We start from the raw sequence: 24,900 nt of genomic DNA on the forward strand, positions 1-24,900 counted from the left end.
TTCTAGTGCCGCGCCTCTAGGCCGGTAGGATCGGCAACGCATCACGAAGAGGCAGTCTCATGAGTTACTCCATCAATCTCGAAGGCCGCGTGGCCCTCGTCACCGGGGCGTCCAGCGGGCTGGGCGCGCAGTTCGCGCGCACGCTGTCGCAGGCCGGCGCCTGCGTCGTGCTGGCCGGCCGCCGCCTCGAACGGCTGAAGGACCTGCGCGCCGAGATCGAAGGCAACGGCGGCGACGCCCATGTCGTGCAGCTGGACGTGACCGACGTCGCCAGCATCAAGGCTGCCGTGGCGCACGCCGAGACCGAGGTGGGCACGCTGGATATCCTCATCAACAACTCCGGCGTCAGCACCACGCAGCGCCTGACCGACGTCACCGAGAACGACTACGACTACGTGATGGACACCAACACGCGCGGCGCGTTCTTCGTCGCGCAGGAGGTGGGCAAGCGCATGCTGGCGCGCGCACGCGGCGCGGCGCCGGGCTCGTTCGTCGGCGGGCGCATCGTCAACGTGGCATCCATGGCGGGGCTGCGCGTGCTGGGCCAGATCGGCGTCTACGCGATGAGCAAGGCCGCGGTCATCCACATGACCCGCGCCATGGCGCTGGAGTGGGGCAAGTACGGCATCAACGTGAATGCGATCTGCCCCGGCTACATCGACACCGAGATCAACCACCACCACTGGAGCACCGAGCAGGGCAGGAAGCTCGTGGAGCTGCTGCCGCGCAAGCGCGTGGGCCAGCCGCAGGATCTGGACACGGCGCTGCTGATGCTGTGTGCCAACGAGAGCCATTTCATCAATGGCGCGGTCATCCAGGCTGACGATGGCTTCGGAGTCTGAATGCTCAAGCGAGACCTGACCCCACTCGAAGCCCGCGTCCTGGCCGTCCTCGTCGAGAAGGAATCCACCGTGCCGGACAGCTACCCGCTGTCGGCCAACGCGTTGACCGCGGGCTGCAACCAGAAGACGGCGCGCGACCCGGTCATGGACGTCAGCGAGGCCGAGGTGCTGGCCACCATTGAGGAACTGAAGTCGCTGAGTCTGGTCAACACCGTCAGCGGCAGCCGTGTGGTGCGCTACGAGCACAACTTCGCGCGCGGCGTCGGCGTGCCCGGCGCGGCGATGGCGCTGCTGACGCAGCTGATGCTGCGCGGCCCGCAGACGGCGGCCGAGCTGCGCCAGAACACCGAGCGGCTGCACCGCTTTGCGGACGTGTCGTCGGTGGAAGGCTTTCTGGAGGAGCTGTCCGAGCGCGAGCGGCCGTTGGCGATCAAGCTGCCGAAGGCGCCTGGCGCCCGCGAGGCGCGCTGGGCGCAGCTGCTGTGCGGGCCGGTCGCGTCCGTCGAGCAGGCCATGGCCGCGGCCATCCCGAGGGACGAGGAGGTGGCGCTGCAGAAGGTGGAGATCGCCGCGCTGCGCGCCGAGGTCGCGTCGCTGCGCCAGCTCGTCCACCGCATGGCCGCCGAGCTGGGCATCACGCCATGAGATACGCCGTCCCGGCGGCCAAGAAGCTGACCTTCGAGTTGCGCATCCAGATGCGCTGGGGCGACATGGACGCGATGGGCCACATCAACAACACGCTGTACTTCCGCTACCTGGAGATGGCGCGCGTGGACTGGCTGGCGAGCATCGGCACGCCGCCCAACCCGGGCGGGCAGGGGCCGGTCATCGTCAACGCGTTCTGCAACTTCTACCGGCAGCTCAAGTGCCCGGGCGAGGTGCTGGCGAAGCACTATGTCAGCGACCCCGGCCGCACCAGCTTCGAGACCTGGATCACGCTGGAACGCGTCGACGAGCCCGGTGTCATCTACGCCGAGGGCGGTGCGACGACGCTGTGGTTCGACGCGCAGACCGACAAGGCCATTGCGCTGCCGGACCGGGTGCGCGAACTCGTCAGCTGAGCGGCGTGTGGACCGGCTGCAGGCGATGGGCATCTTCGTCGCCGTGGTGGACCACGGCGGCTTCGCCAGCGCGGCGCGCCAGCTGTCGCTGTCGCCGCCCGTCGTCACGCGCGCCGTGGCCGACCTGGAGCAGCACCTGGGCCAGCGGCTGCTGACTCGCACCACCCGCGTCGTGCGCGTGACCGAGGCCGGCGAGCGCTACGCCGCGGAGTGCCGGCGCATCCTGGCCGACATCGCCCGCGCCGAGGCCGAGGCCGGCGCGCAGAACCTGCAGCCGCGCGGCACGCTGAGCCTGACGGCGCCCGTGCTGTTCGGCCAGTACTACGTGACGCCGGTGCTGGTGGAGTACCTGAAGCGCCACCCGGAGGTGGACGCGCAGTGCATGTTCGTCGACCGCATCGTCAACCTCGTCGAGGAGGGGCTGGACGTGGCGGTGCGCATCGGCGAGCTGCCCGACTCGTCACTGCAGGCGCGCCGCGTGGGGCAGGTGCGGCGCGTCGTCGTCGCATCGCCGGCCTACCTGCAGGCGCATGGCGAGCCGGCCACGCCGGCCGAGCTGGACAGCCACCGGCTGATTGCCGCGACCGGCGCCAACCCGGCGCCGGAATGGCGCTTCGCCGGCCCGCGCGGCAAGCCGCTGGTGCAGCGCATCGCGGCGCGGCTGCGCACGACGACGGTGGGCGCGGCCATCACCGCGGCCGAGGCGGGCCTGGGGCTGACACGGCTGCTCAGCTACCAGGCCGCACCGCTGCTGCGCGACGGCCGGCTGGTGCGCGTGCTGCAGGGTTTCGAGCCCGCGCCGCTGCCCATCCACCTCGTGCACCACGAGGGCCGGCACGCCAGCCCGAAGCTGCGCGCGTTCATCGAGCTGGCGGCGGAACGCTTCAGCGCGGACCCGGAGCTTCGCTAATCCAGCTGCCCGTGGCCAGGCTGCGCGGCGACCAGCTCTTGAAGGCTAAGCCCAGCGGCAGCGCGTCGCGCAGCCATAGCCCCTCGTCCAGCTCGAAGCGCCAGGCGCGCTCGGCGCCGTCCAGCCGCTCGACGTCGGGGCCGTCGAACACCAGTTCGACGCGGCCGGTCAGGCTCAGCAGGTCGCCACGCTCGAAGTCGATGAACAGCAGGCCGGCGCGCGGGTGGCTGACGAAGTTGCCCAGCGTCATGAAGAACAGGTTGCCGCTGAAGTCGGGCACCAGCAGCCGGCCCGGGCCGTCCACACGCACGAAGCCGGCACGGCCGCCGCGGTGCGACACGTCGCTGCGGCCATGCGCATGGCTGGCGACGAACAAGGTGTCGGCCCCCGCGATCAGCGCCTGCGCCTCGCCGTCCAGCGCCGTCAGCGGCTGCACGGCGCGGGGCTGCTGGTCGGCCGGGTCGCGGCGCCAGGCCAGCTCGCGCTGCTGGATGTACTGCGGGCAGTTGCCGGTCGTCTCTTCCACGTCCAGCAGCCAGCCGCTGGCGTCGACGCGCGCCACATGGCCGTTGACGCGGTTGCGCCGGCGCGTGGGCAGCTCGATGCCCAGCAGGCCGAGTGCCGCGCCGGGCGCGAGGTGGCGGGCGAGTGGGTCGCCGGGCATGGGCAGGGCCGTGCTGGCGAGATGCTGCGCGTCCGGCGAGCCGAGGAAGCCCGGCTCGCCCACCAGCAGGGACGCCCAGGGGCGCAGCGCGTCGTCCACCGAGCCGACGAGCACGAAGGGCAGCTGCGCGTAGAACTGGCGGTGCTGGTCGGGCATGTGGTCGCGGATGACGCGCGAGCCGATCTCGCCCATGCGCTGAGCGATGCCCAGCCGCTCGTGCATGGCCCGCTCGCCGGCGTGGAAGGCGCCCATGGCTCAGGCCGCCCGCAGGCCCACGGGGCTCTGCGCAAAGGGCACGAAGCCGGGCAGCGCCTCGATGCGGGCCAGCCAGCCGCGCAGCGCCGGGTAGCCGGCCAGGTCGACGTTGCCTTCCGGCGCGTTGGCGATGTAGCTGTAGGCCGCCACATCGGCGAAGCTGGGGCGCTCGCCGATGAGGAAGGGCCGGCGCTGCAACTCGCTCTCGACGACGGCCAGCAGCGCGTGGGCGCGCGGGATGACTTCGTCCGGGTTGAAGCGGGCCGACACGACATGGATGAGGCGCGCCGCCGACACGCCGTAGGCGATGGGGCCGGCCGCGGCCGACAGCCAGGCCTGCACGCGGGCGCGGCCCACCGGGTCGCGGGGAATCCACTGGCCGTCGGTGTCGTAGCGCTCGGCCAGGTAGACCAGGATGGCGCCGCTGTCCGGCACGACGGTGCCGTCGTCGTCCAGCACCGGGATCTGGCCGAACGGGTTCATCGCGAGGAACTCGGGCGTCTTGTGCGCGCGGGCCGCGAGGTCGACGTGGATCAGCTCGTGCGGCAGGCCCAGCAGGCTCAGGGCCAGTTGCGCGCGGTGCGCGTGGCCGGAGATGGGGTGGTGATACAGCTTGATCGGGCGGCGCGTTGTCATGGCAGGGCAGGGCAGTGAAGAGAGGTCTTCACTGTGCCCAGCCCGCCGCGCTGCGTGAATCCGCGCGGCCCGAAAGTCAGACTTTCGTCGTACGTAACAAACCGGGGGTCACTGCATCGTCCATCTGGCGCTGACGTAGGCGTAGCGGCCGCGCGTGTCCGTATAGCTCGGGTCATAGCCCGAGATGAAGAAATAGGCCTGCTGCGAGAACGGCGGCGCCTTGTCGAACAGGTTCTGCACGCCGGCACGCAAGGTCAGCGACTTGGTGGCGGCCCAGGCCCCGGACAGGTTCCACAGCGAATAGGCGGCCACCTTGCGGTCCGGCTTGCCGATGACGTGCTGGTCGCTGTAGCCCTTCAGATAGCTGTTGGACAGCGTGAACGACAGTGCACCGAGGTCGTAGTCGATGCTGGCCGTGTGTCGCCAGCGCTGCACGACGCCGTCGTTGATGAAAACGCCCAAATTGCTGACGAAGGGATCGCCGTTGCCGGTCTGCTGCTCCGACTTCAGGGTCAGCGTGCCGTTCAAGCGCAGACCGAACTGGCCGATGCCGGTCTTGAGCTCGCTGAGCGCGACGCCAAAGTCCAGCCCTGAAATACGCTGTTTGCCGCGGTTGTCCTTGATCAGGTCGATGGCGTCGATCTTGCCGCTGGCGCGGCGATGAACCAGCGCACCGTACTTGTCCAGGTTGCCCAGGATGACGTCCACGCCCAGCGTGCTGATCAGATTGCTCTTCTCGATGTTCCAGTAGTCAACGTTGACGGTGACGCCGGGTTTGGGCTCGAACACGACCCCGGCGGAGAACTGGCGTGACTTCTCGGGCTTGAGCTTGGCGTTGCTGTAGTTCAGCGTGGTCCAGATGTCGGAGCAGTCGGTGACCGTGTTGCTCGGGTCGTCGGCCAGGCAGACCGGGTCCACCAGCGTGGCTGACGAGCCCTCGGTGACGGGCCGGTAGAGGTCGGACAGGCTGGGCGCACGGAAGCCCTTGCCGACCGAAGCGCGCAGCAGCAGCTCGCGCGCCGGCGTGTACTTCAGGCCCAGCTTGGGGCTGGCGGCGCCGCCGCTGACCTGGTAGCGCTCGTAGCGAAGAGCGGCCTGCAGTTCCAGCTGCTTCGTGATGGGAGCGCTGATCTCGCCGAACGCCGCTGCCACCCGGCGCGACTTGCCGAAGTCGGAGTCCGGACCCTGCGAGGTCTCGCCCAGGATCAGGTCCTGCTTGAGCGCGTCGGACTGGTGGTAGTTCTGCTTCTCGCGACGCAGTTCACCGCCCACGGCCAGTGCCAGCTCGCCGCCTGCCAGCGTAGCCAGCGCCTTGGACATCTTGAAGTCCAGGCTGTCCATGGTGCCGGTGGCGCGGCGTACTTCACCGCGGATCTGGGCTTTCTCATACAGCGCTTGCCCCGCGACGGCCGAGGGCCCGAAGGCGTTCAGCGTGCCGGCGGCGAAGCCGTCCATGACCATCTGCTCGTTGAGGTAGCCCTGCGAGTCGCGGTCCGAGACCTTGCTGGTGCTGTGGTTCAGCGCCCATTCATAGTCCCAGCCGGCCAGCAGGCCATTGGTGCCCAGCACATAGCGGTTGGTCGACGACACCAGCTCGCTGGTACGCAGGCCCGCCTCGGTCAGCCGCGTGCGGACGACCAGGATGCGGCGATCGTCGCCGGCGGGGAAGGCGGCGATGCTGCTGCTTTTCAGCGCCGGTACCAGTGAGACGTCCATCTCGGCATCCACGCGGTTGGGCGTGCCGGTGTAGAAGGTGCGTGCCCGTGCCAGCGAGGCCTCGGCAAAGAGCTGGTGGCCACCCCCGAGGTCGAGCACACCGCGGGTGAACAGGCTGCTCTTCCTGGACTTCGGATACAGCTCGATGTCGCGCATGTAGTCGAAGGTGCAGCCGTCCACGCCGCCGATGCCGTCGGGCAGGTACAGGCTGCCATTCGCTGGGTTGCAGCCGGTCGCGGCGGACGGGTTGATGCGGTAGGTGCTGATGACGTCCTTGCCGTTGGCCTTGTAGCCGTCGGCGATGAGTGCGTCGCGCTGGTCGGAGTCCGGCAGGTTCTGGTCCAGCAGGATGTTGCCGGGGAAGGGCGCGCTGGACAGCAGGTCCGGCAGCCGGCCCGGGATGTCGAGGTCTTTGATGAACTTGCGGTTGTTGGCGTTCAGGCTGCTGGTCTTTTGCACGTCCAGCACGGCCATCACGTTGAAGCCGTCGCGCGCGAAGCTGCCGAAGCCGCCGGCCAGCGTCGCCGAGCGCTTGTTGCCACCGCCCTCGCTGGTGTTGCCGACCAGCGCGCTAATTTCTGCGCCGATGAAGTCCTTGCGCGTGATGAAGTTGATGACGCCGCCGATGGCGTCCGAGCCGTACAGCGACGAGGCGCCGTCCAGCAGCACCTCCACGCGCTGGATGGCCGCGGCGGGGATGCTGTTCAGGTCCACGCCGGCGGCGTCGCCGGGCGACGCGAAGTTGGCCATGCGCCGGCCGTTCAGCAGCACCAGGGTGGACGACACGCCCAGGCCGCGCAGGTTGGCCGCGTTCAGCCCCATCTGGTCGCGAAAGCCGCCGTAGCCGATGCTGCCGCCGTCCGTCAGGTTGTTCGCGCCGGCGCTCAGGCGCGCCATCAGCTCGGCCGCCGTCGTGACGCCGGCCTTGTCGATCTCGGCCCGCGTGATGACCTGCACCGGCAGCGCCGTCTCGCCCTCGATGCGCTTGATGGCCGTGCCCGTGACTTCCACGCGCTCCAGCTTGTCCTGCGCCTGCGCGGCCAGCGACAGGCCCAGCAATGTGGCGGCCAGGGCGATGTGGGAGGGACAGGGCTTCTTCATCTGCAGGCTCCGGTAGGCTGTGACGTTTGGCGCGAGTCTAGGCACGGGTTCGCGCGCTGCCGGTCTCCAGGGGTGAGATTCGTCTCGCGCACGCCACGCCGTTATCGTTTGGATTAGGGGCCGACGGTCACGAACCGTCTGTCATCATGGGCGCGAGCAAGCAAGGAGGATGTTGGGCATGAGGGCATGGATCTGGGCCGGGTTGGCCGCAATGGCACTGACCGCCGGCGTTCACGCGGCACCGCCGACGCCCGCCGCGCCGGCCAGCGCGGCGCAGGGGTTCCGGCTGTTCCGCCCGGCGACGCCGGCACCTGCACCGGCGCCACGCGCGGTGGCGCCAAAGGCTGCGCCGGTGCCGACTGCCACGGCACCGGCGCCTGTCGTCGTCGACACCGAGCCGCCCATCCGCGGTTACGCGGTGCCCATCGGCGGCGCGCTGAAGGCCGACAACGACGAGGTCTGGCAGCGCATCGTGCAGCTGGCCGGCGGCAAGGGCGCACGCTTCGTCGTTTTCGGCACGGCCAGCGAAGATCCCGAAGCCAGCGCCAAGCAGGTCGTCGACCTGCTGCAGCGCCGCGGCGCGGTGGCCGAGGCGCTGCCGGTGGCGCCCAAGTTCCTGTGGGTGGACCTGAACAAGGTCGTGCGCGACCCGGCGCTGATCGCCAAGGTCAAGGCCGCCAAGGGCATCTTCTTCACCGGCGGCGTGCAGGAGCGCATCGTCGACGTGCTACAGCCGGGCGGCCAGAGCACGCCCATGCTGGAGGCCATCTGGGACGTCTACCGCAAGGGTGGCGTTGTCGCCGGCACGTCCGCCGGCGCGGCCATCATGAGCACCATCATGTTCCGCGACGCCCCCAGCGTCATCAACGTGCTCAAGGGCCGTTTCGCCGATGGCAAGCAGGTGGACCGCGGGCTGGGCTTCGTCGGCCCGAACCTGTTCGTCGACCAGCATTTCCTCAAGCGCGGCCGCTTCGGTCGCATGATCCCGTTGATGATGGCCAAGGGCTACAAGCTGGGCCTGGGTGTGGACGAGAACACCGCGGCCATCATCCGCGGCGACGAGATCGAGGTCATCGGCGACCGGGGCTGCCTGATGGTGGACCTGACCGAGGCCCGCACCGACGCGACGCTGGGCGCCTTCAACGTGCAGGGCGCGCGCATCTCCTACCTGGAACACGGCGACCGCTATCACATGCGCGCGCGCTCGACGACGCCGTCGGCGCCCAAGCTGCGCGGCGAGGTGCATGACGCCGAGTCGCCCAGCTTCAAGCCCTATTACACGGACGATGTCTTCCACCTCGACATGCTGGGCGACTCGACGATCTCCAATGCGATGAGCCGCCTCATCGACAGCGTGCGCAAGGAGGTCAAGGGCCTGGCGTTCGACGTGCTGCCGCGCACCAACGACCCGCTGGCCGAACTGGGCTTCCTGTTCCGCATCTACAAGGGGTCCGACTCCATGGGCTGGAGCACCGAGGAATTCGGCGGCGAGCAGTTCACCGTGGCCAACCTCTACCTGGACATCAGCCCCGTGCGGCTGCCCATGCCGCTTTACGGCGGCTGGGGCGGCATGCCCAAGGTGCAGCCGCCGCTGCCGGTGGAGGCGGCGCAGCCGGCCTCGGCGCCTTCGGGTCAATAGGGCAAATCCGGGCGGCGCGCAGCACCTGGACACAGGCGTTGCGTTTCGCGGAGCTTGCACGGTCGTCCGGGAGTCTGCGCGGGCTGCGATCATGACGGGCTTGTGAATCCCGTCCGTCCGGCACCTGTGCCGGGCGCCCCGCGCCCATCTTGCAGACCCCTTCCCAGCCCGGCACCGTCGTCGTCATCGGCGGTGCTTTGAAAGCCGGCAGTGATGCCGTCTGGCAGCGCATCGTCGACGACGCGGGTGGCCCGGGCGTGGCCATTGCCGTGTTCCCGACGGCGGCGTACGAGCCGGAGCGCATCGCCGCGCAGATCGTCGGCGCGTTGAGCCGTTGCGGCGCGCGTCCCGAGGTGATCCCGGTTGCACCGCACCTGCACGGCGTGGACCTGCAGGCGCAGCTCAACGACCCGACGCTGATTGCCCGCGTGGCGGCCTGCCGCGCGGTGTTCTTCTCCGGCGGCGCGCAGGAGTACATCGTCGACACGCTGCAGCCCGGCGGCGTGGCGACGCCCATGCTGGAAGCCGTCCGCGCCGTGTTCGCGGCCGGCGGTGTCGTCGCCGGCACCAGCGCAGGCGCGGCCGTCATGAGTCGGTTGATGTTCCGTGACGCGATGGACAACCTGGCCGTGCTGCGCGGGCAGTGGCGAGACGGGCGCGAGTACGACCGGGGCCTGGGCTTTCTGATGCCGGGCCTGCTGGTGGACCAGCATTTCCTCAAGCGCGGCCGTATCGGCCGGCTGCTGCCGGCGCTGCAGCGGCTGGACTGCCGGCTGGGGCTGGGCGTGGACGAGAACGCGGCCGTCGTCATCCAGGGCTCGGTGCTGGAGGTCATCGGTGGCAGCGGCGCGGTGCTGGTAGACCTGGGCCACGCGACGCACGACGCCGCGCTGCCCGCCTTCAACCTGCGAGGCGCACGGCTGTCCTACCTGGACCATGGCGACCGCCACGATCTCGCCACCGGCCAGACCACACCGGCCGAACGCAAGCGCCGCGAGGCCCGCATCGACCCGGCCGCCGCGGGCTTCGTGCCGACGCTGGACAGCCACCGCTACTACCTGGACATGCTGGGTGACGGCTGCCTGCTGGACGCGCTGATGCAACTGCTGAACGGCCCCGCGAGCGAGGTGCGTGGGCTGGCTTATCGAGCCAACGCGCGACCCGGCGACCTGTTGCCGGACATCGGCTTCGAGTTCCGGCTGCAGCGGGGGGCGGGGCTGGTGGGCTGGCGCGACGGCGGTGACGGTTGCACCGTGCTGGGGGCGCAGCTGGACGTCGTGCCCGTGCGTGTGGCCAGCCCGCTGTTCACGCCGCTGGCGGCGGAGTCCGGCCGCGTGGTCGAATCGGTGCCAGGGACCGCGCAGCACAACCCGTCAGGAGACGCCTCATGAAACTGATCCCTCTGGCCTTGACGGCCTTCACGAGCTTGCTGGCCGCCAGCGCGGCACATGCCACCGATGTCGGCGTGTCCGTGCAGGTCGGCCAGCCCGGCTTCTACGGCCGCATCGACATCGGCAACACGGCGCCGCCGCCCGTCGTGCTGCGGGAGCCTGTCTGGGTGCAGCGCCGGCCGGTACACGTCGAGCCGGTCTACATGCGCATTCCGCCCGGTCATCAGAAGAACTGGAGCAAGCACTGCGCGCGCTACAACGCCTGCGGCATGCCGGTCTATTTCGTCCGCGAGGACTGGTACCAGGACCGCTACGAGCGCCGCGACGGCGACCGCGGCCACGACGACGAGCATGGCAAGGGCAAGCCCGGCAAGGGTCATGGCCATGGCAAGGGCAAGGACCGCGATTGAGCGCGACACAATCGGGGCATGGCTGAGACAGACAACCGCCCCGAAGGCTTTCAACGCGTCAGCGCCGCGCTGCTGGCGCTGCAGCACCCCTACCAGCCCTTGTGGCTGGACGTCGCCGCGCGCACGGCCCAGGAGGCCGCCGAGGCGCTGGGCGTCACGCTGGGGCAGATCGCCAAGTCCGTCGTGTTTCGCCGCAAGGCCGACGAGTCTGCGGTGCTGGTCATCACCTCTGGCGACAAGCGCGTTGACGAGGCCAAGCTCAAGCCGCACACCGGCGCGCTGGGCCGTGCCGACGCCGACTTCGTGAAGGCCCGCACCGGGTTTTCCATTGGCGGCGTGTCGCCAGCCGGCTTTGCGCCCGCCGATGGTGCAGCGCCGCCGCAGCTGTTCATCGACCGCGAACTGTTCCGCTTCGACGTCATCTGGGCCGCGGCGGGGCACCCGAACGGCGTGTTCAAACTGACGCCGGCCGACCTGGAGAAGATCACGGGCGCTCCGGTCATCGACGTGGTGCAGGCATGACGCGGGCCGAGGCCGCCTCGGGGGATGGCCGCGCGTACCCGCGAGGCGAGGGGTGGGCATGAAACCGCCCGTCGTTTCGCCCTGCGTGAACGTCTGCCAGATGGACGCTGCCAGCGGCTGGTGCCGTGGTTGCGCGCGCAGCATCCACGAGATCGCCGGCTGGGGCGGTGCGCCGGAGACGACGCAACGCCACATCCTCGACCAGTTGCCAGCGCGGCGCGTCGAACTGCACCACCACGGCCTGTGGCTGGGGCCCTGGCCACAGCGTGAGGAGCACGATCGATGAAGCGGCTGACCTTCTACTTCGACCCCATCTCGCCCTACGCCGCGCTGGCCTTCGAGGCCCTGCCCGAGGCGTTGGCCGGACACAGCGTTGAGGTGGTCTACCGGCCCATCCTGTTCGCGGCGCTGCTGCAGGCGCTGGGTCAGAAGGGGCCGGCCGAGATCGAGGTCAAGCGCCGCTGGACCTTCCGCCAGGTGGCGTGGCTGGCGCACCGCCAGGGCGTGGTGCTGGACCCGCCGGCCCAGCATCCATTCAACCCCTTGCCGCTTTTGCGCCTGGCCTGGGCCAGCGCGGCGCCCGAAGGCCAGCCCGGCGACACCCCGGGGCGCTGGGTCGTCGAGCAGCTGTTCCACCACGTCTGGCGTGGTGCTGGTGCCGATGCCAACGACGCAGCGCGGCTGACGGCCCTGACCGAGCGTCTCGCGCCCGTGCAGGATCCGGCCAGCGAGGCCGTCAAGCAGCGCCTGCGCAGCGAGACCGAGGCCGCGCTGGCGCTGGGCGTGTTCGGCGTGCCCACCGTCGAGCTGGACGGCCGGTTGTTCTGGGGCCAGGACGCGCTGCCTATGCTGCGCGCGGCGCTGGACGGTGACCCGTGGTTCCGCAGCGGCATCTGGGAGTCGGCCGCCCAGCCGCGGCCCGGGGTGACGCGGCGCCACTGACGCTCTCGGGACTTACCCGGGACGGCGCCAGATTCCCGCATTGAGAAATGCAAACTGCGGGTTGCTGCGGAGTTTGTCAGCCTGGATTCAGACTGGCGTCAGAACACGGTCAGAGGCGGTGGCAATAGTCGCGTCGCAAGGAACTCCCCGCCGTGGGGTGGTCCGACAACAGACGGAGACTTTTCAACATGGCAACTGCAGCAGCTTCCGCCGCGGCGCCGATGACCAAAGAGGAAAAGAAGGTCATCTTCGCTTCCTCCCTGGGTACGGTGTTCGAGTGGTACGACTTCTACCTCTACGGCTCGCTCGCGGCCATCATCGCGAAGCAGTTCTTCGCCGGCCTTGAGCCCGGCGCGGCCTTCATTGCGTCGCTGATGGCCTTTGCCGCCGGCTTCATCGTGCGCCCCTTCGGCGCTCTGGTGTTCGGCCGCCTTGGCGACATGATCGGCCGCAAGTACACCTTCCTGGTCACCATCCTGATCATGGGCCTGTCGACGTTCATCGTCGGTGTGCTGCCCACGTACGCCACCATCGGCGCTGCAGCCCCGGTCATCCTGATCGGCCTGCGTCTGCTGCAGGGCCTGGCCCTGGGCGGCGAGTACGGCGGCGCGGCCACCTACGTGGCCGAGCACGCACCGCACGGCAAGCGCGGCGCCTACACGTCGTGGATCCAGACGACTGCGACGCTGGGCCTGTTCCTGTCGCTGATGGTCATCCTGGGCACCCGCACGTCGCTGGGCGAGAAGGACTTCGCCGAGTGGGGCTGGCGCATTCCGTTCATCGTCTCCATCCTGCTGCTGGGCATCTCGGTGTGGATTCGTCTGTCCATGAACGAGTCGCCCGCCTTCCAGAAGATGAAGGCCGAGGGCAAGACCTCCAAGGCGCCGCTGTCCGAGTCCTTCGGCCAGTGGAAGAACCTGAAGATCGTGCTGCTGGCGCTGTTCGGCCTGGTCGCCGGCCAGGGCGTGGTCTGGTACACGGGCCAGTTCTACGCGCTGTTCTTCCTGACGTCGGTGCTGAAGGTGGATGCCGCCAGCGCCAACATCTGGATCGCCATCTCGCTGATCCTGGGCACGCCGTTCTTCGTCGTGTTCGGCTCGCTGTCCGACAAGATCGGCCGCAAGCCAATCATCATGGCCGGCCTGGTGCTGGCGGCGGTGACCTACTTCCCGCTGTTCAAGGCGCTGACCGCCGCGGCCAACCCGGACCTTGCCAAGGCCCAGGAGACGTCCAAGGTGACGCTGGTCACGCCGCTGGCAAGCTGCTCCTTCCAGGGCAGCCCGGTTGCGCGTGAAGTCGACTTCACCAGCGCCTGCGACATCGCCAAGCGTGCGCTGGCCCAGTCGTCGGCCAGCTCCGAGACCGTCGAAGCCGCTGCCGGTGCCGCCACCGTCGTGCGCGTCGGCGACAAGGAAATCGCCGTCCCCACTGCCAGCCGCCTGACCGAGCACAAGTTCGACGAAGCCTCCACCAAGGCCATCGCCGCCTTCAAGAAGGAACTGGCCGATGCGCTGAAGGCTGCCGGCTACCCGGCCAAGGCCGACCTGTCCAAGGCCAACGTGCCGCTGGTCATCGGCATCCTGTTCGTGCTGGTGCTGTACGTGACCATGGTCTACGGCCCGATCGCGGCCATGCTGGTGGAACTGTTCCCGACCCGCATCCGCTACACGTCGATGAGCCTGCCGTACCACATCGGCAACGGCTGGTTCGGTGGCCTGCTGCCGTCCATCACGTTCGCGATGGTGGCGCAGAACGGCAACATCTATCACGGCCTGTGGTACCCCATCGTCATCGCGACGGTGACGTTCGTCATTGGCGTGCTGTTCGTGCGCGAGACCAAGGACGTGGATATCTACGCGAAGGACTGACCCCCTCGTCTGGTCACGCCGCTGAACGCGGGTGTGTCCAGCCGGGACCGCTCTGCGGCAGTGCCGCAGAGCTTCAGCAGGCACAGGCGGTCCACTGGACGCCCTGTGTCCGGCCTCAGCCCCGAGGCGACGGCGATGCAAGCGGTATTCAGCCGCTTGCACATCGCCAGACGGGCCGGCCTGCGAGCGGCCCGGCGCTCGGACTGCTGACCAGATCGACTCCGAAGGCCGGCTTTGCCGGCCTTTTTTCATGACTGGCGCAGCGGCTGCTTGTCGATTGCACGCGCCCCTGCGACGATGCCGGCGATGCCCAAGTCCAAGGATTCCCCCGCAGGCAGCGCCAGCGAACAGCGGCGGCTGCAGATGGTCGACATCGCCCGGCTGGCCGGCGTGTCGGTGTCCACCGTGTCGCGCGCGCTGAACGGCAGCGAGCTCGTCAACGCCGAGACGCGCCAGCGCGTGGCCGACCTGGCCCGCTCGCTGAACTACTCGATCAACTTCGGCGCCCGCAACCTGCGACTGCAGGAGAACAAGACCGTGGCCGTCGTCGTGCCCTACGACGCCAGCTCGCGCCAGCACATCTCCGACCCGTTCTTCCTGTCCATCGTCGGCTCCATCGCGGATGCGCTGACCGACCGCGGCTATGACATGTTGCTGTCGCGCGTGGACGCCGAGCACCTGGACCTGGCCTCGCACTGGTTCGACTCCGGCAAGGCCATCGGCCTTGTCCTCATCGGCCAGTGGCGCCATCACGATCAGCTCAACGAGATGGCGGCCCGCAAGCTGCCGCTGGTGGTGTGGGGCGGCGAGATGCCCCAGCAGCTCTATTGCAGCGTCGGAGGCGACAACGTGCTGGGCGGCACGCTGGCCACGCGGCACCTGTTGCAGCTGGGACGGCGCCGTATCGCCTTCGTCGGCGACGCGCAGCTGCCCGAGGTGTGGCTGCGCCGCCAGGGCTATGCGCAGGCGCTGCGCGAGGCGGGGCTGGACGTGGACCCGGCGCTGGAGCTGCCGGCGCCGTTCGAGCCCGGCGTGGCCACCGGCGTGCTGCGCGACTTCTGCGCCCGCGAACAAGGCTTCGACGCCGTCGTCTGCTGCAGCGACGTGCTGGCGCTGCTGACCATCCAGGCCCTGCGTGCCGCCGGCCGCAGCGTGCCGGGCGACGTGGCCGTCATCGGCTACGACGACATGCCGCTGGCCGCCTATTGCGATCCGCCGCTGACGACGGTTCACCAGCCCGTGGCCGAGGCGGGTGCCGAACTGGTGGAGGCCTTGCTGGGCCAGCTGCGCGGCGAACGCGCGGGCCCGCGCACGATGCCGGTCTACCTGAAGCTGAGGGAGAGCGCGCCGGCGCCCTGACGGCAACCCGCCGGCGGCGGCGCGCGGACCGCGGTCGGCTGCATGCGAGGCAAATTGCCAATCGATTTCAATCGTGCGGGTACCAACTCTTTGCTTAAAAGAGAAATACGTGTTTCTACTGAAATGCAATCGATTGCAAAACGAATTTCTCGGTCGCAGAATGACGACACGGATCAACACCGCCCACGGTGGCCCAGCCCGACATCCGCCCCGCAGAGGGCGCTCGAATACCGACAACCAGGAGACACCATGTCCAGCTCTCGCGTTCTCTCTCGCCGTCCCACCGTCCAGCCCCTGTCCGCCGCCATCGCGCTGGCCTTGCTGAGCGCCGCGGCGCACGCCCAGCAGGGCGCTGCCACAGAGACTGCCGACGGCCTCAAGCTCGATGCCGTCGTCGTCACCGGCGCGTCCACCGCCAAGTCCAAGATGCGTTCCAGCGTCGCCATCTCGACCATCGAGAGCGAGGGCGTCGGCGCCGTCACCGCGGCCAGCTCGACGGACCTGCTGCGCGGCGTGCCCGGCATCCGCGCCGAGGCCAGCGGCGGCGAGTCCAACGCCAACGTGGCCGTGCGCGGCATCCCGGTCTCGGCCGGCGGTGCGCGCTACATCCAGTTCCAGGAGGACGGCCTGCCGGTGCTGCAGTTCGGCGACATCGCCTTCGCCACGCCCGACACCTGGATGCGTGCCGACGCCGGCTTCGAGCGGCTGGAAGTGGTGCGCGGCGGCTCCGCGGCGCTGCTGGCCACCGGCGCGCCGGGCGGCATCATCAACTTCATCACCAAGACCGGCCTGGAGCAGGGCGGTTCCATCCAGCTGACCAAGGGCCTGGACTTCGACCAGACGCGTGTGGACTTCGGCTACGGCGGCCGCCTGGCGCCCAAGACGCGCTTCTTCGTCGGCGGCTTCTACCGCGTTGGCGACGGTGGCCGCCAGGGCGCCGACGGCACCGAGAACGGCGGCCAGGTGCGCGCCAACGTGACCTTCGAGCTGGAAGGCAAGAGCTTCGTGCGCTTCAGCGTCAAGCACCTGGACGACCACACGCCCACCTTCATGCCCACGCCCGTCAAGTACGTGAACGGCAGCATCCAGGAGCTGCCCGGCCTGGACCCGCGCCGCGCCGCGTTCTACGACGTCGCCTGGCCCATGGACAACACGCTGACCAACACCAACGGCCGCGCCACCAGCAACATCCGCGATGGCCTGTCCGCCAAGAGCGACGCCTTCGGCGTCGAGATGGACCTGGACGCCGGCGGCGGCTTCCGCCTGCAGAACAAGTTCTCCTGGAGCAGGAACTCCGGTCGCTTCATCGGCATCTTCCCCGGCGACGACGTCAGCGCCGCGCCCGCGGGCACCACCATCGCCACCGGCCCCGACGCGGGCACGGCCTACACGGGCAACCGGTTCACCGCGGTCGTCTTCAACACCAAGGTCGACAACGCCGGCCTGATGGCCAACGACCTGAAGTTCTCTCGCGGCTTCGACGTCGGCAGCGGTGCCAAGCTCAACGCCGTGGCCGGCCTGTACACCTCGGTGCAGCAGCTGGACCTGACGTGGAACTTCAACCAGTACTCGCTGTCCGCCAGCGGTGAGGGCGCCCGTGTGCTGAACGTGCCCGGCGTCGTCAACGGTTCGCCCGGCTTCGGCGGCTGCTGCAGCAACACGCAGGACAGCAAGTACACGACCAACGCGCCCTACCTGGTGCTGAACTACGAGGCCGGTCCGCTGTCGGCGGACATCGGCGTGCGCCGCGACAACCAGAAGGCCAGCGGGGCCTACTACCAGTCCAACGCCGGCGTCAGCTACGACCTCACCAAGCCCAACGCCATCGACTACGACTTCGGTCGCACCTCCTACTCGCTGGGCGGCAACTACGCGCTGAGCCAGGACCTGTCCGTCTTCGCCCGCTACTCCGATGGCGCGGCCTACAACGCCGATCGCATCACCTTCTTCAACAATCCCAACCTCGTCAACGGCAAGAGCCCCACCATCCCCACCAACAAGGTCAAGCAGTCCGAGGTGGGCGTGAAGATCCGCGGCAACGGCATGAGCCTGTTTGCGACGCTGTTCCACGCCAAGACCGACGAGGTCAATGTTGACGTGACCACCAGCCCCATCGTCGCCAAGGCTAACAGCTACCGCAGCAACGGCCTGGAACTGGAGGGCTCGGCCCGCTTCGGCGTCGTCAGCCTGCTGGGCGGGCTGACCTATACCAGCGCCAAACAGGCCGACGGCCGCGCGCCGAAGCGCCAGGCCAAGGTGGTCTACCAGCTCACGCCCACGGTCAACCTGAACGATGCGCTGACCTTCGGTGTCGGCATCGTCGGCACCACCAAGAGCCTGGACGACGGCCCCGGCGGTGCGCTGACGATCACGCTGCCCGCCTACACGGTGGTCAACGCCTTCGCCAGCTATGCCCTCACGGACAAGGCCACGCTGTCGCTCGCGGCGAACAACCTCTTCAACGAGATCGCCTACACCGAGAGCAACGACGGCCGCGGCGCCGCGCGGGCCTACACGGGCCGCACGGTCAAGGCTTCGCTGCGTTACAGCTTCTGAGCGCGATGAGCCCCGTCCTTGTGCTGGGCGAAGCCCTCGTGGACGAGTTTCACGACGGCCCGGTGGCCGGCGGCGCGCCGTTCAACGTCGCGCGCTCGCTGGCCGCGTTCGGCGCGCCGGTGCGCTTCGTCAGCCGCATCGGCGCCGACGACGTGGCCGGCCGGCTGGTGCTGGACAGCGCGGCGCGCTTCGGCCTGGCGGTCGGTGGCATTCAGCGCGATGCGGCCCATGCCACCGGCCGCGTCAGCGTGCACGAGGACGCGGGCGGCGGCCACCGCTTCGAGATCCACGCCGATGCGGCGTGGGACCATCTCGAAGCGCCACCGGCGGCCGACGGCTGCTTCGTCTACTTCGGCAGCCTGGCTCAGCGCCATGCGGTGTCGCGCGCGGCCATCCGCGCCGGCGTCAAGCACGCGGCCGGCCCGCGGCTGCTGGACCTCAACCTGCGCCCCGGCACCGACACGCCCGAACTAGCCGCCGAATCGCTGATGCTGGCCGACTGGGTCAAGATCAACGAGGACGAGCTTGATCGCCTGCTGTCCTGGTTCGAACCGACGCTGCCCGCGCTGATGGCCCGCTTTGCGCTGCAGCGCGTGGTGTTGACACGCGGCGCAGCCGGCTACGCGCTGTATGGCGACGATGGCCGGCTGCTGGCGAGCGGGGAGGGCGTTGCCCAGCCCGCCTTCGTGGACAGCGTGGGCGCAGGAGACAGTTTCACGGCGGTGCTGCTGGCGGGCCTGTCGCGAGGCGCCGACGTCGCGGCGACGCTGGCGCTGGCCAATCGCTATGCAGCCATGATCTGCGGCGTCCGCGGCCCGCTGCCGGCCGACCCGGTGGTGCTGGCGCCGTGGCGCGAGGCGCTGCACGCACTGCCGATGGAAAGCTGAGCATGCATAAGCCCCACCTGTCGCCGATCCTGTCCTTTGGGCAGATCGTGAACATGAACGTCGGCTTCCTGGGCATCCAGTTCAGCTTCGGCCTGCAGCAGGCCAACATGAGCCCGATCTACCAGATGCTGGGCGCCGACGGCAAGGACCTGCCCTATCTATGGCTGGCCGGGCCCATCACCGGCCTGCTGGTGCAACCCATCATCGGTGCGATGAGCGACCGCACGACCCACCGCTGGGGCCGGCGCACGCCGTACTTCCTGATCGGCGCGCTGCTGTGCTCGCTGGGCCTGCTGGCCATGCCGTTCAGCCCCGCGCTGTGGTTCGCGGCAGGCCTGCTGTGGATCCTGGATGCCGCCAACAACGTGACGATGGAGCCCTACCGCGCCTACGTCAGCGACCGCCTCCGCGAGGAGCAGCATGCCAGCGGCTTCCTGACGCAGGCCTCGTTCACAGGCCTGGCGCAGACGCTGGCCTATCTGACGCCCAGCCTGCTGGTGTTCTTCGGCATGAACAAGGATGCGCTTGGGGCCAACGGCATCCCGGTCGTCACGACGCTGGCCTTCATCGTCGGCGCGCTGCTGTCGTTCACGACGGTGTGGTGGTCGGTGCGCAAGGTGCCTGAACTGCCGCTGCCCGCCGAGGAGCTGGCCCGGCTGCGCGCGCTGCCGCGCGGCTTCGGGCCGGCGCTGGCCGAGATCTGGAGCGCCGTGCGCGAAATGCCGCCGACGATGCGCCGCCTGTGGTGGATGGCGCTGTTCCAGTGGTACGGAATGATGTGCTACTGGATCTACATCGTGCCGACGCTGGCCGCGACCGTCTTCGGCACGGACGACCCGCACAGTGCGGGCTTCCGAGACGCGGCCCTGCTCAACGGCCAGGTGGGCGGCTTCTACAACGCGGTCGCCTTCGTCGCCGCCTTCGCGATGGTGCCGTTCACGAAGCGGCTCGGCGCGAAATGGGTGCACGCGTTCGCCTTGTTCGCCGCCGCCGCCGGCATGTGGGCGCTGCCGGGCATCCGCAGCGACGGCTGGCTGCTGTTCCTGCCCATGGTGGGCATCGGCCTGGCGTGGGGCTCCATCATGGGCAACCCGTACGTGCTGCTGGCCGGCAGCATCCCGCCCGAGCGGGCCGGGGTCTACATGGGCATCTTCAACATGTTCATCGTGATTCCGATGCTGATCCAGGCCGTCACGCTGCCGCTGATCTACGACAGCCTGCTGGGCGGCCGCCCCGAGAACGTCATCCGCCTGGCCGGCGTGCTGCTGGCGCTGGCCGCACTGTGTGTGCTGCGCGTGAAAACCTCCGCTTCCAACGCCAAATGAAGAACCAAGTTCAACTGATCACCTACGTTGACCGCCTCGGCGGCCAGCGCGACGGCGCCGACCTCGTGCGCCTGAAGCGCCTGCTGTGCGAGCCCGGCGCGCCGCTGGCCGGCGTGTTCGGCGGCGTGCATCTGCTGCCGTTCTTTCACGCCATCGACGGCGCCGACGCCGGCTTCGACCCCATCGACCATACGCAGGTGGACCCGCGCTTGGGGCGTTGGGAAGACATCAAGGCGCTGACCGAGGGCCTGGACGTGATGGCCGACGTCATCGTGAACCACATGTCCGCCGAGTCGCCGCAGTTCCTGGACTACTCCGAGAAGGGCGAGGCCTCGGCCTATGCCGGCCTGTTCCTGACGCTGGATGCCGTGTTTCCCGACGGCGCCAGCGAGCAGGGCCTGCTGAGCGTCTACCGGCCGCGACCCGGCCTGCCCCTGACCTATGCCACGCTGAAGAACGGGGAGCGGCGCATCCTGTGGACCACCTTCACCGCGGCACAGATCGACATCGCCGTGCACCATCCGCAGGGGCGCGCCTATCTCAGCAGCATCCTGCGCACCTTTGCCGACAACGGCATCCGCATGGTGCGGCTGGACGCCGTCGGCTACGCCATCAAGAAGGCCGGCGACAGCTGCTTCATGATGCCCGAGACCTTCGACTTCATCGGCGAGTTCGCCGCCGAGGCGCGGGCGCTGGGCATCGAGGTGCTGGTCGAGATCCACAGCTACTTCCAGCGCCAGATCGAGATCGCGTCCAAGGTGGACTGGGTCTACGACTTCGCGCTGCCGCCGCTGGTGCTGCACGCGTTCAGCTTCGGCACCGCGGCGGCGCTCAAGCGCTGGATAGACATCCGCCCCGCCAACGCGCTGACCGTGCTGGACACGCATGACGGCATCGGCATCATCGACATCGGCGCCGATGCCAGCGACCGCGCCGCGCACCCGGGCCTGGTGCCGCCCGAGGAGCTGGACGCACTGGTGGACCGCATCCACGACGCCAGCCAGGGCCAAAGCCGCAAGGCCACGGGTGCGGCGGCCAGCAACCTGGACCTCTACCAGGTCAACTGCACCTTCTTCGACGCGATGGGCCGCGACGAGACGGCCTACCTGCTGGCCCGCGCGCTGCAGTTCTTCCTGCCCGGCGTGCCGCAGGTCTACTACGTCGGCCTGCTGGCCGGCCACAACGACATGGACCTGCTGGCCCGCACGCAGGTGGGCCGCGACATCAACCGCCACTTCTACGGCGACGACGAGATCGCCCGCGACTGCGAGCGGCCCGTGGTGCGCCGCCTCATCGAGCTGATCCGGCTGCGCAACCGCCACCCGGCGTTCGGCGGCAGCTTCCAGGTGGAGCCCAGCGGCGACGAAGCGCTGCAGCTGCGCTGGCAGCAGGATGCCGACTGGGCCCTGCTCCGCATCGACTTCGCGACACGCGCCCATGAGCTGAGCTTCAGCGGCGTCGGCGGCGCGCGGGAGACCTTCGCCTTCAGTTGAGCGTCAGCCTGGGCCGCCAGAATGCGCCGCATTCAAACCTGGAGACCCAAGCATGTGGAAGTTGATCGTTGGCTTCATCGCCTTTGCCGCACTGGCGCTGTTCATCCTGACCAAGAGCGGCGGCAACATCGACCTGAGCGGCGAGAAGCACGACGTGGCGGCGCACGAGCCGGCTGCCTCTGAAGCGGCGTCGGCTGCCGTCACCGCCGCGGTTGACGCTGCGTCCGCGCCGGCATCCGCCGCCTCTCAATAATCCCGGAGGTCCACTCAGCCCCACGAGCCGTCCGGCGATCTGTGCGCGGCTGGAAGCCGCGGCATCGCCGCGCTTCGGGGAGCGTCCAGTCCCGCCGCGTTCAGCGCGCGGGTTTGGACGAGGGGTCGTCGCGAACCGGCGCACTCAGCGGCAGCCGCATCAGCATCTGCGTGCCCTGGCCGGGCGAGGACTTCACCTCGATCTGCCCGCCCAGCACGTTCGTCACGATGCTGTGCACGATGTGCATGCCCAGACCCGAGCCGCCCGTGCCCAGCTTGGTCGTGAAGAACGGGTCGAAGATGCGCCGCCGCACGGACTCGTCCATACCGCGCCCGTCGTCGGTGACGGTCAGTTCGGCCTCGTCGTCGCCCAGCCGCGCGCAGTGGACCGTCACGCGGCCGCGCTCCGCGCCCTCGAAGCCGTGCAGCAGCGCGTTCATCAGCAGGTTGGTCAGCACCTGGCCCAGCGCGCCCGGGTAGCTGTTCATCATCAGCCCGTGGCACAGCTGGGTGTCGATGACGAACGGCGTCTTCTTGAAGCTGGGCTCCACCATGACCAGCACGTCCTCCACCACCTTGCCGAGGTCGAAGTCGCGCCGCAGGTCGGCGGTCTGGTCGATGGCCACCTGCTTGAAGTCGCGCACCAGATCGGCGGCCTTCTGCACGTTGCGCTGCAGGATGTCCTGCGCGCGCCGCGTGTCGCGCGCCAGCTCCTCCAGCGTGCTGCGGCGCAGCTGTACGGCGCCGGCGAGCATGGCTTCCAGCTGCTTGTAGCGGTCGTCCAGCGTCGACACCACCGTCAGCGCATTGCCCAGCGGCGTGTTCAGCTCGTGCGCCACGCCGGCCACCAGCCGGCCCAGCGACGCCAGCTTCTCCGACTCCACCAGCTCCCGCTGCGCGGCCTGCAGCGTCTCCAGTGCCTCGGACAGTTCCGCATTGCTGGCAGTCAGCTCGGCCGTGCGCACGGCCACCGTCTCTTCCAGATTCAGGTTGTGCTGGCGCAGTGCCTCGAAGGCCGACAGCAGCGCCTGGCGCATGCGCTCCATCGCCACGCCCACGCGGGCGATCTCGTCGGCACCGCTGACCTGCAGCGGCTGCTCCAGCCGGCCTGCGGCCAGTGCCTCGGCGGCGCCGGTCAGCGCCGTCATGGGCCTCAGCACGTAGCGTTGCAGCACCCACAGCATCAGCACGAGCGACAGCGTCAGCGTCAGCCCGCTGCGCCAGACGGTGCGCCACACCTCGGCCCGCTTGGCCTGGAGCAGCGGCGCGGCCGTCATCGTGACGGTGAGCCTGGCGATCTCGCGGCCGTCGCGCAGGATCGCGCGCGTCTGGCTCAGCATCAGCGCGGCGTCGTCGGCGTCATGGCGGCGCTCGAACGACAGGAAGGGCCCCGGCGTGGCCGGCTCCACCACCTTCACCGCCACAAAGCGCGGGTCGTCCACCTGCGCCTTGACCATGGGCTCGGCCAGATCGGGCGACACCTGCCACACCGGCTCGGCCAGCGACAGCGACATGATCTCGCTGGTGCGCGCGAGGTCGCGCTTCAGGTCCTCCATGGCCGTCTCGCGCGTGGCCTGCACGTCGTACAGCAGCACGGCCGTGGTGGGCAGCAGCAGGCCCAGCAGCAGCGCCAGCACGACGGCAAACGTCAGCGAATTGCGCTGCCAGCCAAACGCGCGCGCAGCCGGCGCGGGCAAGGCAAGCGGTGGTGGCGTTACGGGACGTTCCTGCATGGAGGGGCGCACAGGGCGGGCACGAGTGTAGGCTGCCCAAAAGCGGTCCAAATGCGCGGCAGCGGCCCCGGAGGCTCGGGTTTTTCCTGGGGTGCCGGGGCTGCTGCGCGACCGGGGCCAGGCCCCAAAATCCGCCGCCAGCGCGCCGCACGGGCGCAGCTACGGAGAACAACAGTGAAGCGTTGGGTTGGTCTGGCGGCCGCAGTAGCCGCCTGCATGGCTTTGGCTCCTGCACACGCGCAGGGCGTGTTGCGCATCGGCATGGTGGCCGGGTTCACCGGCCCGGTGGCGGGCCTCGTGCAGGAAAGCGCCGAGGGTGCGCGTCTGTACTTTGAATCCGTGAACGCGTCGGGCGGCATCAAGGGCCAGAACATCGAGCTGGTCACGATGGACGACAAGTACGACGACAAGACGGCCGTCGCGCAGGCCAAGGCGCTTGCCAGCCAGGGGGTGCTGGGGCTGATGCTCAGCCGCGGCACGGGCCCCACCGAAGCCATGCTGCCGGTGCTCAAGGAGAACAAGCTGCCACTGTTCGCGCCCGCCACCGGCGCCATCAGCCTGCACGAGCCGGCCCAGCCCTACGTCTACCACCTGCGCGCCAGCTACCAGAAGGAGGCCGAGCGCGCCGTCAAGCACCTCGCCGGCATCGGCGTGAAGCGCTTCACCATCGTGCAGGTCAACGATGCGTTCGGCAACGACGCCGGCAAGGGTGCCATCAAGGGCCTGGACGACCTCAAGATGCGCGCGCTGTCGCACCTGCGCTTCGACCGCAACAAGCCCGACCTCGCGCCGACGATGCAGGCCATCGCCAAGGCCGGCATGGAGGCCGTCGTGCTGATCGGGCCGGGCTATGCCGTCGTCGAGGGCATCAATGCGCTGCGTGCGGCGGGCTCCACGGCCCATGTCGCGACGCTGTCCAACAACGCCTCGGCCGAGTTCGTCAAGGCGCTGGGCGAGAACGCGCATGGCGTCGTCGTCACGCAGCTGTTCCCCTACGAGCGCTCCACCGCCAACCTGATGGTGCGCGAGGCGTTGAGCCTGGCCAAGTCGGCCGGCCGCAGCGAGCTGACGCCGGCACAGGTGGAAGGCTTTGCCGCCGCCAAGCTGGTGGTCGAGGCGCTCAAGCGCGTGAACGGCAAGGACATCACGCGCGACGGCCTGAACAAGGCGCTGGACGGCGCCCGCCTGGACCTGGGCGGCCTGCAGGTGCACTACACCGACAAGGACCACACGGGCCTGGAGTACACCGACGTGTCCATCGTCGGCGCGGACGGGAAGTTCAAGCGCTGATCCGTCCCGGCCGATCGCGCGATGATGTTGCGGCTTGCTGATGCAAGC

22 protein-coding genes are annotated in these 24,900 nt (G+C 69.2%); 18 read left to right on the forward strand and 4 right to left on the reverse strand.

Translation table 11 applies throughout. The features are described from left to right. Positions 1 to 59 precede the first annotated feature (59 nt). The 4 genes from ACG04Q_RS19760 to ACG04Q_RS19775 are packed head-to-tail and all read left to right on the forward strand — an operon-like array spanning position 60 to position 2,813. On the forward strand, positions 60 to 842 hold the full coding sequence (locus tag ACG04Q_RS19760; protein ID WP_394513018.1) for an SDR family oxidoreductase: 783 nt from the start codon (positions 60 to 62) through the stop codon (positions 840 to 842). Continuing rightward, entirely contained in the window at positions 843 to 1,487 is a 645-nt protein-coding gene (locus tag ACG04Q_RS19765; protein ID WP_394513019.1) for a YceH family protein, read from the forward strand. Next, entirely contained in the window at positions 1,484 to 1,903 is a 420-nt protein-coding gene (locus ACG04Q_RS19770) for an acyl-CoA thioesterase (RefSeq protein WP_394513020.1), read from the forward strand. The genes ACG04Q_RS19765 and ACG04Q_RS19770 overlap by 4 nt, the downstream gene beginning before the upstream one ends. Positions 1,904 to 1,910: 7 nt before the next feature. Further along, the gene (locus tag ACG04Q_RS19775) at positions 1,911 to 2,813 is read left to right on the forward strand and encodes a LysR family transcriptional regulator (RefSeq protein WP_394513021.1); all 903 of its coding nucleotides are present in this window, start codon (positions 1,911 to 1,913) and stop codon (positions 2,811 to 2,813) included. On the opposite strand, the gene ACG04Q_RS19780 is transcribed toward ACG04Q_RS19775, so the two are convergent. From ACG04Q_RS19780 to ACG04Q_RS19790, 3 genes are all read right to left on the reverse strand, one after another. Continuing rightward, positions 2,788 to 3,729, reverse strand: coding sequence for a pyridoxamine 5'-phosphate oxidase family protein (locus ACG04Q_RS19780; protein ID WP_394513023.1), 942 nt, complete (start codon positions 3,727 to 3,729; stop codon positions 2,788 to 2,790). The genes ACG04Q_RS19775 and ACG04Q_RS19780 overlap by 26 nt on opposite strands. A gap of 3 nt (positions 3,730 to 3,732) precedes the next feature. Then, positions 3,733 to 4,350, reverse strand: a complete 618-nt coding sequence (locus tag ACG04Q_RS19785) for a glutathione S-transferase family protein (RefSeq protein ID WP_394513349.1) — start codon at positions 4,348 to 4,350, stop codon at positions 3,733 to 3,735. Positions 4,351 to 4,476: 126 nt separating this feature from the next. Beyond that, positions 4,477 to 7,185 carry a TonB-dependent receptor gene (locus ACG04Q_RS19790; RefSeq protein ID WP_394513024.1) on the reverse strand — a complete coding sequence of 903 codons (2,709 nt, stop codon included), beginning with the start codon at positions 7,183 to 7,185 and terminating at the stop codon, positions 4,477 to 4,479. A 178-nt stretch (positions 7,186 to 7,363) separates the two neighbouring features. Between ACG04Q_RS19790 and ACG04Q_RS19795 the strand changes: the two genes are divergently transcribed. From ACG04Q_RS19795 to ACG04Q_RS19855, 13 genes are all read left to right on the forward strand, one after another. Next, complete coding sequence (locus tag ACG04Q_RS19795) at positions 7,364 to 8,824, forward strand: cyanophycinase (protein ID WP_394513025.1); 1,461 nt, start codon at positions 7,364 to 7,366, stop codon at positions 8,822 to 8,824. A gap of 149 nt (positions 8,825 to 8,973) precedes the next feature. Further along, entirely contained in the window at positions 8,974 to 10,215 is a 1,242-nt protein-coding gene (locus tag ACG04Q_RS19800; protein WP_394513026.1) for a cyanophycinase, read from the forward strand. Next, positions 10,212 to 10,625, forward strand: coding sequence for a hypothetical protein (locus tag ACG04Q_RS19805; protein ID WP_394513027.1), 414 nt, complete (start codon positions 10,212 to 10,214; stop codon positions 10,623 to 10,625). The genes ACG04Q_RS19800 and ACG04Q_RS19805 overlap by 4 nt, the downstream gene beginning before the upstream one ends. Before the next feature lie 18 nt (positions 10,626 to 10,643). Further along, entirely contained in the window at positions 10,644 to 11,147 is a 504-nt protein-coding gene (locus tag ACG04Q_RS19810; protein ID WP_394513029.1) for a YbaK/EbsC family protein, read from the forward strand. 58 nt (positions 11,148 to 11,205) lie between these two features. Beyond that, positions 11,206 to 11,433, forward strand: coding sequence for a DUF1289 domain-containing protein (locus ACG04Q_RS19815; protein ID WP_394513030.1), 228 nt, complete (start codon positions 11,206 to 11,208; stop codon positions 11,431 to 11,433). Then, positions 11,430 to 12,089, forward strand: coding sequence for a 2-hydroxychromene-2-carboxylate isomerase (locus tag ACG04Q_RS19820; protein WP_394513032.1), 660 nt, complete (start codon positions 11,430 to 11,432; stop codon positions 12,087 to 12,089). The genes ACG04Q_RS19815 and ACG04Q_RS19820 overlap by 4 nt, the downstream gene beginning before the upstream one ends. 188 nt (positions 12,090 to 12,277) lie before the next feature. Beyond that, positions 12,278 to 13,957, forward strand: a complete 1,680-nt coding sequence (locus ACG04Q_RS19825) for an MFS transporter (RefSeq protein WP_394513033.1) — start codon at positions 12,278 to 12,280, stop codon at positions 13,955 to 13,957. A 306-nt stretch (positions 13,958 to 14,263) separates the two neighbouring features. Beyond that, positions 14,264 to 15,316, forward strand: a complete 1,053-nt coding sequence (locus tag ACG04Q_RS19830) for a LacI family DNA-binding transcriptional regulator (protein ID WP_394513034.1) — start codon at positions 14,264 to 14,266, stop codon at positions 15,314 to 15,316. A 249-nt stretch (positions 15,317 to 15,565) separates the two neighbouring features. Further along, the gene (locus ACG04Q_RS19835) at positions 15,566 to 17,872 is read left to right on the forward strand and encodes a TonB-dependent receptor (protein WP_394513035.1); all 2,307 of its coding nucleotides are present in this window, start codon (positions 15,566 to 15,568) and stop codon (positions 17,870 to 17,872) included. A 5-nt stretch (positions 17,873 to 17,877) separates the two neighbouring features. Further along, on the forward strand, positions 17,878 to 18,759 hold the full coding sequence (locus ACG04Q_RS19840; RefSeq protein ID WP_394513037.1) for a PfkB family carbohydrate kinase: 882 nt from the start codon (positions 17,878 to 17,880) through the stop codon (positions 18,757 to 18,759). A 2-nt stretch (positions 18,760 to 18,761) separates the two neighbouring features. Beyond that, entirely contained in the window at positions 18,762 to 20,084 is a 1,323-nt protein-coding gene (locus tag ACG04Q_RS19845) for an MFS transporter (RefSeq protein ID WP_394513038.1), read from the forward strand. Continuing rightward, on the forward strand, positions 20,081 to 21,577 hold the full coding sequence (gene gtfA / locus ACG04Q_RS19850) for a sucrose phosphorylase (protein WP_394513039.1): 1,497 nt from the start codon (positions 20,081 to 20,083) through the stop codon (positions 21,575 to 21,577). The genes ACG04Q_RS19845 and gtfA overlap by 4 nt, the downstream gene beginning before the upstream one ends. Before the next feature lie 52 nt (positions 21,578 to 21,629). Then, the gene (locus tag ACG04Q_RS19855; protein ID WP_394513040.1) at positions 21,630 to 21,830 is read left to right on the forward strand and encodes a hypothetical protein; all 201 of its coding nucleotides are present in this window, start codon (positions 21,630 to 21,632) and stop codon (positions 21,828 to 21,830) included. A 100-nt stretch (positions 21,831 to 21,930) separates the two neighbouring features. Here ACG04Q_RS19855 and ACG04Q_RS19860 read toward each other — a convergent pair whose 3' ends face one another. After that, positions 21,931 to 23,526, reverse strand: a complete 1,596-nt coding sequence (locus ACG04Q_RS19860) for a sensor histidine kinase (protein ID WP_394513041.1) — start codon at positions 23,524 to 23,526, stop codon at positions 21,931 to 21,933. A gap of 252 nt (positions 23,527 to 23,778) precedes the next feature. Between ACG04Q_RS19860 and ACG04Q_RS19865 the strand changes: the two genes are divergently transcribed. Beyond that, positions 23,779 to 24,852, forward strand: a complete 1,074-nt coding sequence (locus tag ACG04Q_RS19865) for an ABC transporter substrate-binding protein (protein ID WP_394513042.1) — start codon at positions 23,779 to 23,781, stop codon at positions 24,850 to 24,852. Positions 24,853 to 24,900: the final 48 nt, after the last annotated feature.

The sequence above is a fragment of the Pelomonas lactea genome, assembly GCF_043555885.1.
GTDB lineage: Bacteria > Pseudomonadota > Gammaproteobacteria > Burkholderiales > Burkholderiaceae_C > Pelomonas > Pelomonas lactea.

What these genes read in the sequence shown, in the direction of transcription:
- ACG04Q_RS19865 (WP_394513042.1), top strand. Translation starts at nt 23,779, where the DNA reads ATGGCTTTGGCTCCTGCACACGCGCAGGGCGTGTTGCGCATCGGCATG.
- ACG04Q_RS19780 (WP_394513023.1), bottom strand. Translation starts at nt 3,729, where the DNA reads ATGGGCGCCTTCCACGCCGGCGAGCGGGCCATGCACGAGCGGCTGGGC.
- ACG04Q_RS19765 (WP_394513019.1), top strand. Translation starts at nt 843, where the DNA reads ATGCTCAAGCGAGACCTGACCCCACTCGAAGCCCGCGTCCTGGCCGTC.
- gtfA (WP_394513039.1), top strand. Translation starts at nt 20,081, where the DNA reads ATGAAGAACCAAGTTCAACTGATCACCTACGTTGACCGCCTCGGCGGC.
- ACG04Q_RS19820 (WP_394513032.1), top strand. Translation starts at nt 11,430, where the DNA reads ATGAAGCGGCTGACCTTCTACTTCGACCCCATCTCGCCCTACGCCGCG.
- ACG04Q_RS19770 (WP_394513020.1), top strand. Translation starts at nt 1,484, where the DNA reads ATGAGATACGCCGTCCCGGCGGCCAAGAAGCTGACCTTCGAGTTGCGC.
- ACG04Q_RS19795 (WP_394513025.1), top strand. Translation starts at nt 7,364, where the DNA reads ATGAGGGCATGGATCTGGGCCGGGTTGGCCGCAATGGCACTGACCGCC.
- ACG04Q_RS19830 (WP_394513034.1), top strand. Translation starts at nt 14,264, where the DNA reads ATGCCCAAGTCCAAGGATTCCCCCGCAGGCAGCGCCAGCGAACAGCGG.
- ACG04Q_RS19805 (WP_394513027.1), top strand. Translation starts at nt 10,212, where the DNA reads ATGAAACTGATCCCTCTGGCCTTGACGGCCTTCACGAGCTTGCTGGCC.
- ACG04Q_RS19810 (WP_394513029.1), top strand. Translation starts at nt 10,644, where the DNA reads ATGGCTGAGACAGACAACCGCCCCGAAGGCTTTCAACGCGTCAGCGCC.
- ACG04Q_RS19840 (WP_394513037.1), top strand. Translation starts at nt 17,878, where the DNA reads ATGAGCCCCGTCCTTGTGCTGGGCGAAGCCCTCGTGGACGAGTTTCAC.
- ACG04Q_RS19845 (WP_394513038.1), top strand. Translation starts at nt 18,762, where the DNA reads ATGCATAAGCCCCACCTGTCGCCGATCCTGTCCTTTGGGCAGATCGTG.
- ACG04Q_RS19825 (WP_394513033.1), top strand. Translation starts at nt 12,278, where the DNA reads ATGGCAACTGCAGCAGCTTCCGCCGCGGCGCCGATGACCAAAGAGGAA.
- ACG04Q_RS19760 (WP_394513018.1), top strand. Translation starts at nt 60, where the DNA reads ATGAGTTACTCCATCAATCTCGAAGGCCGCGTGGCCCTCGTCACCGGG.
- ACG04Q_RS19855 (WP_394513040.1), top strand. Translation starts at nt 21,630, where the DNA reads ATGTGGAAGTTGATCGTTGGCTTCATCGCCTTTGCCGCACTGGCGCTG.
- ACG04Q_RS19815 (WP_394513030.1), top strand. Translation starts at nt 11,206, where the DNA reads ATGAAACCGCCCGTCGTTTCGCCCTGCGTGAACGTCTGCCAGATGGAC.
- ACG04Q_RS19835 (WP_394513035.1), top strand. Translation starts at nt 15,566, where the DNA reads ATGTCCAGCTCTCGCGTTCTCTCTCGCCGTCCCACCGTCCAGCCCCTG.
- ACG04Q_RS19790 (WP_394513024.1), bottom strand. Translation starts at nt 7,185, where the DNA reads ATGAAGAAGCCCTGTCCCTCCCACATCGCCCTGGCCGCCACATTGCTG.